The 9,403-nt window shown below is 54.1% G+C and carries 9 protein-coding genes; 8 read left to right on the forward strand and 1 reads right to left on the reverse strand.

Annotated features, from left to right (window positions below; all coding sequences use genetic code 11):
• On the reverse strand, positions 1–339 hold a 339-nt coding region (locus ONB24_07100; protein MDZ7315872.1), incomplete at its 3' end, for a selenocysteine lyase.
• Positions 340–561: 222 nt separating this feature from the next.
• Between ONB24_07100 and ONB24_07105 the strand changes: the two genes are divergently transcribed.
• The 8 genes from ONB24_07105 to ONB24_07140 all read left to right on the forward strand — a co-directional run bounded on the left by ONB24_07105 (position 562) and on the right by ONB24_07140 (position 9,382).
• Positions 562–1,287, forward strand: coding sequence for a metallophosphatase family protein (locus tag ONB24_07105; protein ID MDZ7315873.1), 726 nt, complete (start codon positions 562–564; stop codon positions 1,285–1,287).
• Between the two features lie 18 nt (positions 1,288–1,305).
• A complete protein-coding gene (locus ONB24_07110) occupies positions 1,306–1,818 on the forward strand; it encodes a roadblock/LC7 domain-containing protein (protein ID MDZ7315874.1) in 513 nt (170 codons plus the stop codon).
• A gap of 9 nt (positions 1,819–1,827) precedes the next feature.
• Positions 1,828–2,442, forward strand: a complete 615-nt coding sequence (locus ONB24_07115) for a GTPase domain-containing protein (GenBank protein ID MDZ7315875.1) — start codon at positions 1,828–1,830, stop codon at positions 2,440–2,442.
• A 24-nt stretch (positions 2,443–2,466) separates the two neighbouring features.
• Positions 2,467–3,819, forward strand: a complete 1,353-nt coding sequence (locus ONB24_07120; GenBank protein ID MDZ7315876.1) for an MFS transporter — start codon at positions 2,467–2,469, stop codon at positions 3,817–3,819.
• Positions 3,816–4,376 carry an SLBB domain-containing protein gene (locus tag ONB24_07125; GenBank protein MDZ7315877.1) on the forward strand — a complete coding sequence of 187 codons (561 nt, stop codon included), beginning with the start codon at positions 3,816–3,818 and terminating at the stop codon, positions 4,374–4,376. Before ONB24_07120 ends, ONB24_07125 begins: the two co-directional genes overlap by 4 nt.
• A 10-nt stretch (positions 4,377–4,386) precedes the next feature.
• Entirely contained in the window at positions 4,387–6,729 is a 2,343-nt protein-coding gene (locus ONB24_07130; protein ID MDZ7315878.1) for a polysaccharide biosynthesis tyrosine autokinase, read from the forward strand.
• A gap of 68 nt (positions 6,730–6,797) precedes the next feature.
• Positions 6,798–8,234 (forward strand): sugar transferase, encoded by a 1,437-nt coding sequence (locus ONB24_07135; GenBank protein ID MDZ7315879.1) that lies wholly within the window; start codon positions 6,798–6,800, stop codon positions 8,232–8,234.
• Between the two features lie 14 nt (positions 8,235–8,248).
• Positions 8,249–9,382, forward strand: a complete 1,134-nt coding sequence (locus ONB24_07140; protein MDZ7315880.1) for a glycosyltransferase family 2 protein — start codon at positions 8,249–8,251, stop codon at positions 9,380–9,382.
• Positions 9,383–9,403: the final 21 nt, after the last annotated feature.

Genomic DNA, 9,403 nt, shown 5'->3' on the forward strand with positions numbered 1-9,403 from the left:
AGGCAGCCGTAAGCCGAGGATGCGCTGAAACTTGTTGACCGCGGCCGTCATGCCGAATCCCGCGTTGATGATCACGTCGTTCGGCCCGGCACCGCAGTGGCGCTTAATGATGCGGTGCGCTTCCTGATACGCCAAAGTCATCGAGGTGCCGGTTACGTTGGTTTCCGTGTGCGTGTTGCCGACAAACGGCCCGAGATCATGCATCAGCTTTTTCTCGATCGGGCGATAGAGCCGACCGCCGGCGGTCCAATCGGCGTAGACCATCTTTACCATGCCGTAAGGTGTTTCGTATTGTTGGTCAATGCCGATGATGTGCTTTCGAAAACGAGTCCAATCCATAAAATGAACCTTGTTGATTAATAACCGTTAAACAGTCTGCGCTACAAGATGCTGTTTCAAGACGCGCCGGAAAATAACATTTTCCTCTGAACCGACAAACCGATTTTTACTGCATATAAATAGCCGGCCTTATGTTTGCACAAAAATCGAAAGCACGTCTTGCAAAATGAGGGTGGTATATATACCTTTATTGAATCCGTAAAAAAACGAGGAACCGCGGCGATGCGTTATGCGATTATCTCCGATATTCACGGCAACTTGGCGGCTCTGCAGCGGGTTCTGGAAAGAATCGATGAAGAAAACTGCGACCGCATCATTTGTCTGGGCGATGTGGTCGGATATGGTCCATTTCCGAACGAGTGTTGCGAACTCGTACAAAACCGAGCGGCGATTACCCTATGCGGCAATCACGATGCGGTTGCCGGCGGCCGCATTCGTCCCGATTTTTTTACCGTCTATGCGGCGCAGGCGATCCACTGGACGCTCGGCAGACTCAATGAGGCTAATCAACGCTTTTTGGCAGGTTTACCGCTCATCCAAAGAGAAGGAAACCTGATATTCGTCCATTCCACTCCTCAAGAACCCGAAGAATGGCACTACCTGACTTCGATCGCCCGCGCCGGCCGCGAGTTTGAATCGTTTTCCGAACAGATCTGCTTTATCGGTCACACGCACATGCCGACCGCTTGGGTGCAGGTTGACGGCGTCATCGAGCGCCGCACTGCGGAATTTCTCCGCATCTTGCCTGAAGAGCGGTATATCATCAATGTCGGCAGCGTCGGCCAGCCGCGCGACAACAACCCCGATGCTTGTTTCGGCATTTGGGACGATGAACGCAGCGAGTTCCGCCTTATACGCACGGCTTATGACATCCGCGCCACCCAACAGGCGATGCGCGAACACCGGCTGCCGGATTTCCTTATCGAAAGACTGGCCTATGGCCGATAACGCAAAGGAATATTGACTATGTTTGTCGACGAGCAAGTGCAAAATAAGCAGATGGTTTTTTCCGAAGCCACGTTCGAGAAAATTTCACGAATCGTCGCCGAGTTGAATAAACGGTTGAAAGCCCGTGCCTGCATTTTTGCCGACATGAACGGCTATATCGTCAATTACAGCGGCAATCAGCCGGAATTCGACGTACACGCTTTTACCGCCGTGGCAGCCGGCAGCTTTTCCACCGCCAAGGAAATGGCACTGATGGTAAGCGGTAAAAAGCATTTCGAGCACGTCTTTTTCGAAGGCACCGACCGCCATGTTTACATGTGCAGCGTCGGAGATGATTACTTGATGATCATCGTTTTCGGACAACAGACACCGGTCGGCTTTGTACGCCTGCTGACCCATCATGCCGTCGAGAAACTCGCCGAGTATCTTGAGAGCCTGCGGCGCAGTACCCGACAGGTGCAGAGTTTTATCGACGCCGATTTCCGGCGCAAGTTGGATCATGAGCTGGATCGCGCCTTCGGCCTCTCCTAAGGACCTCCCATGTACATCGATTGGAAGAATCAGGAAATTATTTTCAAGATCGTCTATTATGGGCCAGGTCTGGGCGGTAAGACGACTAATTTGGAATACATACACTCCCGGCTCGATCCCACCTGCCGCAGTGAATTGATTTCCTTTAAAACCAGCGTCGAACGCACGCTCTATTTCGATTTCATTCAGATCGAAACGCGTGCAATCAACGGCAAGCGGCCGCGCTTCAATCTCTATACGGTGCCCGGTCAGGCCCAGTACGGCTTTGGCCGCAAACTGGTCTTGAATGGTACCGACGCTCTGGTTTTTGTGGCCGACTCTCAGGAGGGGCGTATGGACGACAATCTTGCCAGTCTTCAGGACTTGGAAGAAAAGCTGGCGCTTTACGGCCGCTCTCTGCGCTCCGTTCCGTGGCTCATCCAATACAACAAACGCGATCTGCCCAGCGCGTTGAGTTTGCCGTTGCTGCAAAAGAGGCTCAATTTTTTTAATGTCCCCTACATTGAAGCAGTGGCTGTAAAGGGAATCGGGGTCATGGAAACTTTGCGCCTAGTCATCCAGCTGGCAGTGCAATCCTATACAGTAAGCGAACAACCGGAAAGATTGACGCAGGCCCGCGAATAGCTCTGCCTGTGAGACGAAAGAATAATGACACGCAAAAAAAACACGCTGCCTATTGAGGAGCAGAAACCACCCCTTTTGGCAACCATCTCGTGGATTCTGTACGATTTTGCCAACACTGCCTATTCGATGAACGTGGTGTCGCTCTATTTCAGCACTTGGATCATCATCGAGCTGGGGCGGCGCGATATTTGGGTTTCGTTGGTCAATTCTCTGTCGATGGCATTGGTGGCCGTCACCCTTCCGGTGTTGGGCGACTGGTCGGATCGACGGCAATCCAAGCTGAAGGCTCTGCTGATCTTTACCCTTGGCTGTATCGGCGGCACTTTTTTTATGGGTGTCGTCGGCAAAGGGATCTCCGATGCAGGAATCGTGGTGCCGATCGTCTTGATTTTGTATGTCATTGCCAACTATAGCTATCAGGGCGGCCTCGTTTTTTACAACGCCCTGCTGCCGGCCGTCAGCACACCGAAAACTTTAGGTCGTGTATCAGGATACGGTGTCGCCATCGGCTATTTGGGTTCGGCGGCAGGACTGTTGGTCGGCGGCATTTTCGTCGACGGCAGCCTTTTCGGCTGGAAGATCGCCGGCATGGAAGCGGGAGGGCGCGCCGCAGCGTTCATTCCCACGGCGCTGCTGTTCTTGATTTTTGCGCTGCCGGTTTTTATTTTTGTTCAGGAACCCAAAACGGCTGAAAAACTCAAAAAATGGACGGCGGCAGATTCCTATCGCCAGGTCTGGAAATCTCTCAAAGATACGCAAAAATATCCCGGATTGCTGCGCTTTCTGGTTGCCAAGTTTTTATACGAAGACAGCATCGAGACCATCATCATCTATATGGGCGTTTATACGCAGGCAGTCATCGGCTTTTCGTCGGCCGAATCGACCAACTTTTTCATTTTGCTGATTCCTGCGGCCGTGATCGGTTCGGCCCTGTGCGGTATCTTGACCGATCATTTCGGACCCAAGAAAACGCTCGTCGGCGTCATTCTCGGCTGGGTCGTCTGCTGCAGCGGTGTGGTATTGACTGCCCACAGGCCGTTGTTCTGGATCCTCGGCGCCCTTATCGGCGCCTTGATGGGTTCCACCTGGACAGCCGCACGGCCTCTGCTCATCACTCTGGCGCCGAAAGAACGTTTGGGAGAATTCTTTGGTCTGTACGCCCTTTCCGGTAAAGCGGCGGCCATTATCGGACCGTTGATCTGGAGCGGTGCCGCCCGCCTTGCGGAACCCTATGGTCAAGCCGTAAAGTATCGCGTCGCCTTGGCAACGCTTACACTCATCATGTTTGCCGGAATGATCGTCCTGCTGGGTGTTCCGGACCTGCACCGGCAAATAAAACTGAATGAACAAGTCCAATCAATAGAGATGAGCGCATGAAAACCTCGGCAGCTATTCCTGCGGTTTTGATTTTCTACACTGCCTGCCTTTTGCAGGCGCAGCAAACGAGCAAAACGAGCGAATATTTGTTGGGCAAGGAAGAATCCCTGGAAATGGTGGTTGCGATTTGGGGTGAAGTCAAATCGCCCGGCGAGTATCGAGTCCCCTACAATACCAATCTTGTCGAATTAATTTCCATTGCCGGCGGCCCCACGCAGAATGCCAGGCTTTCAAAGGTTCGCATCACCGGTAAAGCAGGTGCTTGGAAGACCAATCCCGAAACGCTTGAAGCCGTGATCAAAGACTCTGCCGAGCCGTTGGACGAAGAACAGCTCAAACGGCGGCTGGAAACAGTCTCACGCAAAATCGTGGAATATAATGTAAATAGATATATGAGCGATCCGCAAATGGTGACGCCGCCGCCGATTCTCCAGCCCGGCGATGTGGTTTTTGTCGATACCGACGCGTGGTTTCGCAGCCGAGAAATAATTCGGGCGGTTCATGAAGTGGCCCTTATCGCCACAGTCTATGTTTGGTACTTGAGAGCGGTCAAGTAGAGGACTGTCGTTGAGCTTGAGCGAAAAAGAACAAGTTCCCCTCACCGCATTTTTCGAAATCCTCTTGCGGCGCAAGTGGATTTTTGTCGCCTGCATCGCGGCGACACTGCTGCCGGCGCTTTATTACAACGCAACGGCAGTGCGGGTCTACGAGTCGACTGTTTCCATTATCTACGACAACCCGCGACAGCCGATAACGGCCGCTCCGCAGGTTCTCAAATATCCGCTCAAGGAATCTCTGCTCAACCAGATTCAAGAGATCAAAAGCCGATCGGTGGCGCTCGAAACGGCGGCTGCCTTGCCGCAATGGGCTAAAGATCTTTTTCCGCTTCCGAAAGACAGACCGCCGGATTTTGATCAGACCGCCTATATTGCTGCCGTCATCCGCAACAACCTCGAAGCCGTGCCGATTGCCGAATCGGACGTCATTCAAATTCGAGTGCGCGCCGAGCGGGACCCTGCCTTGGCCATGACAATTGCCAACACTTTGTGCGAAGTGTTGCGCGATCGTAACCTGCGCATCCGCCGCGAGGGAGTGAGCGACATGCGGGCCTTTATCGAAGAACAGCGCCAAGCGTATCGTAAAAAGCTGGATGAGGCGGAAGCGGCGCTTCGGCGATTCAAAATCGAGAACCGTGTGACCGCATTAGATAAAGAGGTTGAGGAAGAACTGCAGCTGGCGAAAAATATCGAGCTGCAGTATCAACAGGCGAAAAACGAACGAATAAAAACCGAGCAGTATCTGCGCAGCCTTGAGGGCGAGATCTCCCGCCGGCAGCAAAATTTGGCTCCGTCCATCACCAATCTTTCCAATCAGATGATCCAGCAGTTAAAGGCTAAACTGGCGGAGCTTCAGGACAGTTATATTCGGCTGCAGCTGCAGGGAGTTCCCGAAAACAACCCCAAAATGGCCGACATGCGGCGAGAAATCGATCAGTTGCGGCAGACGCTTGCGGAAGAAGCGCGCCGTTTCGCGGAAAGCGAGCACCTGATCGATCCGGTTTCGCAGATTGCCTCTCTGTATCAAAACCGCATCGACCAGGAGCTCAAGCTGGAGATGCTGCAGGCACAGGAAAAGTCTCTCGCCGCCTCTCTTGCTCAATATGAAAACGCCCTGAGGCGCCTGCCCGAAAAAGAGTTCGAGTTGGCGCGTTTGACGCGCGAACGCGATTTGGCCAATAATCTCTACTTGATGCTCTCGGAGCGGCATGAAGAGGCGCGCATCAACGAGGCGGAACGCATCGGCAACATGCGGATTATCGATGCCGCACAGCTTCCGAAAGAGCCGGTGCTGCCGCGGATCGGCTTGAATCTGGCGATCGCTTTCATGTTGGGTTCAACCATCGGCTTGGGACTGGCATTTTTCGTCGAATCGATCGATACGACGCTCAAAACGCCCGAAGACATCGAGCGGCGGTTGGGACTTCAGGTATTGAGCTCGATCCCGCATTTGCGCCGCAGTGGAAGCTCAGCAGGACAGGAAAAAAGCGTCGGTGAACCAATCGAACTTATTACCTACAGTCAACCGGGTTCCCCGGCCGCCGAGGCATATCGTACTCTGCGCACCAACCTCCAGTTCTCTCATTTATCAAAGAAACTCACCACAGTAATGATATCCAGTTCCGGGCCGCAGGAAGGCAAGTCTACCACATCGGCCAACCTCGCGGTTGTTTTGGCGCAGATGGGCATGCGGACGCTGTTGATCGACGCCGACCTGCGCCGGCCGACCATTCACAAGATTTTTTCCGTCAACCGCGAGCCCGGCCTGGCGGACATCCTGCAGCACTGCCGGACCAGCAGCATTATGGGACCGCAGAACGGCGACGATCTTGAATCGGAGATTGACCTCAACGGCGGCGGTCCTCTGGCAAAAGCGTCGATCGGTGCGAGAAAGGCCGTACAGCAGGTTGCTTCGCTCGACGTGGCTTTGACCGCGGCTATTCATAAAACCCGCGTCGAAAATTTGGACGTCTTGACCTGCGGCGAGCTGCCTCCGAATCCTTCTGAACTGTTGGCCGGCGAGAGCATGAAGGATCTTCTGGCTCTGGCGTCGGAAAAATATGAATACGTTATTCTCGATGCGCCGCCGGTCATCGCCGTAACCGATGCGGCGGTGCTCTCCCCCTTCGTGGATGCCGTTCTTCTGGTCATCGAATCGGCGCGCAATGACCGCGACATTATCCTCAAAGCGAAAAAGCTTCTCGATCATGTCGGGGCAAACATCGTCGGAGCGGTGCTCAATAATGTCAAGGCCCGCAACCTCTACGGCGGCTACGATTACTATTACACCTACTATTCCGAGCACGGCCGATCTTCTCAGAGCAAGACCAAGATGCAATCGGGAAAGGCATGACGCCTCGAAAAGTCATCCCCTTTTTAGGGATCGGCATATTTTGCAGGGCAACGTAAAAGGAAAAGGTCGTGACCAGTTTGAGGCGAAAAGCGATCGACAACGCGCTCAAAGTGATCGATATAACGATCATGTCGGTCACTTTTTTGTTCTCCTTGTATTGTTTTTCGCCGAGCGACATCCCCAGTCGTTTCCTTGACTTTCTCTCCTACAAACTGTCGTTGATCAATCTGATTGCTCTGGTCGCTTTGGTATACGGCTGGATTTCCCTTTTTTCCCAGTTCGGCCTGTATGAATCACGACGATTCGCCAATCTGGCCAAAGAGATGTTCGATATCTTTCGGGCGGTCAGCCTCGGCGTTCTGATGGTCGGTGCCGTCAGCCTGCTGCTGGGGCGGGGTAACGTCAACCGTCAAGTTTTGCTGCTCTTTTGGGTCTCCTGCACGCTGCTGACGATTCTCGCCCGCGCTCTGTTTCGACGCATCATCATCACTCTGCGCAACAACGGCCGTAACTTGCGCCATGTGCTCTTTATCGGCAGCAATCGACAGGCGATCGAATTAGCGCAGAAAATCCTTTCGCGGCGGGAGCTGGGCTACAAATTGGTCGGCTTTGCCGATGATCAGCAGCCGGCCGAGACGATTAGAGAACCGCACGCCAAAGTCGTATGTTCACTGGACGATCTGCCCGAGTTCCTCGAGAATCACATCGTCGATGAAGTCTATCTCATGCTGCCGGTGGGTTCGTACTACGAACGGATTCGGCAGGTCATTCGCCTCTGCCAGGAGCTGGGCATCGTTTGCCGCGTACCCTCCAATTGGTTCGAGATCCATACACTGAAAACCGCAGCCTTTGAGCTGGATGACGAGCCAATCCTGACCGTTTACACCGGCTCCCGTCATCAGCTCTCGCAACTTTGGCTCAAACGGGTCATGGATTTCTGCGTGTCGGCTGCAGCGCTGATCCTGTTATCTCCCGTGTTCGTTTTGATTGCCGTTCTCATCAAAATCGATTCGCCCGGCCCGGTCTTTTTCGTTCAAGACCGCATCGGTTACAATCGGCGAAGATTCAAAATGATCAAATTCCGCACCATGATTCAAGGCGCCGAGGCGCTGCAGGATGAATTGCAGGACCGAAATGAAGCCGACGGACCAGCCTTTAAAATCCACGACGATCCGCGCGTCACCCGTGTCGGCCGTTTTCTGCGCAAGACCAGCCTCGATGAGCTGCCGCAGTTGATCAACGTGCTTAAAGGCGATATGAGTCTGGTGGGCCCGCGACCGCTGCCCGTGCGCGACGTCAACGGCATCGAAAAACGATGGCAGAAACGCCGCTTTTCCATGCGGCCCGGCATGACCTGTCTGTGGCAGGTCGGCGGCCGCAATCAACTATCCTTCGAAGAATGGATGAAGCTGGATTTGGAGTATATCGACCGCTGGTCCATTCAGCTCGATTTAAAAATTCTCGCCAAAACGCTTCCGGCAGTCTTTAAAGGAACAGGCGTCTGAGGGGCAAGGGGAATATGCTCGTCTCCGTCGTTATGCCTTGTCTCAACGAGCGGAAAACAGTCGGCCTTTGCGTTCGCAAGGCGATCGACACGCTGCAAAAATTGGGATTGGAGGGTGAAGTCATCGTTGCAGATAACGGCTCAACCGACGGTTCTGCAGAGATTGCCCGCGAGATGGGCGCACGGGTGATTCACGAAAGCCGGCGGGGATACGGCAACGCCTATCGTGCCGGCATCGCGGCGGCGCGCGGCGATTTCATCGTCATCGGCGACTCGGATAATTCCTACGATTTCGGCGACATCGGCCGGTTCGTCGAAAAACTGCGCGAAGGGTACGATCTGGTCATGGGAACGCGCTTTCACGGGACGATCCTCAAAGGCGCCATGCCCTGGTCGCACCGCTATATCGGCAACCCGCTGCTGACCGGCATCCTCAATCTTTTTTTCCACACCCAAATTAGCGATGCTCACTGCGGAATGCGCGCCTTTACCAAAGAGGCGTTTCAAAAAATGGATTTGCAAACCGCCGGCATGGAGTTCGCATCTGAAATGGTCATCAAAGCGGCGCTCGCCGGGCTCAAGATCACCGAAATCCCGATTACGCTGCATCCGGACGGCCGCGGCGGCCCGCCGCACCTGCGTTCCTTTCGCGACGGCTGGCGCCATCTCCGTTTCATGCTGCTGCACAGTCCGACGCATCTGTTCCTCTATCCCGGTGCCGCCGTTTCTCTGTTGGGCGGACTGCTGATGCTCGGCATGCTCATCGCCCGTCGGCCGTTGTTCGGCAATTCCATCGACCTGCATCTCATGGTTGTCGGCAGCATGCTCGCGATCCTTGGCTACCAGATCATCCTGCTGGGCGTCTATGCCCGAATTTACGCCGTTACCCACGGCTTCCTTCCGCAGAGTCCCCTGTTGAGCAGACTGTTCCGCATCTTTAACCTGGAACGCGGTTTGGCGCTCGGCGCGACGATTTTTTTTGTCGGCGCCCTTATGGGAGTACTGATGCTCATTCTCTATGCCGAATACCCAAACGGCTATCCGCTGCAGCTGCGGTTGGCGCTTTTGGCGTCGACCTTGATCATTTTGGGCGCACAAACCGTGTTTTCCTCGTTCTTTTTGAGCATGCTCGGCATCGAGCGCAAATAGAATCATTGCGAAACCATAAAG

Source organism: candidate division KSB1 bacterium (assembly GCA_034505495.1).
GTDB lineage: Bacteria > Zhuqueibacterota > Zhuqueibacteria > Residuimicrobiales > Krinioviventaceae > Fontimicrobium_A.

What these genes read in the sequence shown, in the direction of transcription:
- ONB24_07105 (MDZ7315873.1), top strand. Translation starts at nt 562, where the DNA reads ATGCGTTATGCGATTATCTCCGATATTCACGGCAACTTGGCGGCTCTG.
- ONB24_07110 (MDZ7315874.1), top strand. Translation starts at nt 1,306, where the DNA reads ATGTTTGTCGACGAGCAAGTGCAAAATAAGCAGATGGTTTTTTCCGAA.
- ONB24_07115 (MDZ7315875.1), top strand. Translation starts at nt 1,828, where the DNA reads ATGTACATCGATTGGAAGAATCAGGAAATTATTTTCAAGATCGTCTAT.
- ONB24_07120 (MDZ7315876.1), top strand. Translation starts at nt 2,467, where the DNA reads ATGACACGCAAAAAAAACACGCTGCCTATTGAGGAGCAGAAACCACCC.
- ONB24_07125 (MDZ7315877.1), top strand. Translation starts at nt 3,816, where the DNA reads ATGAAAACCTCGGCAGCTATTCCTGCGGTTTTGATTTTCTACACTGCC.
- ONB24_07140 (MDZ7315880.1), top strand. Translation starts at nt 8,249, where the DNA reads ATGCTCGTCTCCGTCGTTATGCCTTGTCTCAACGAGCGGAAAACAGTC.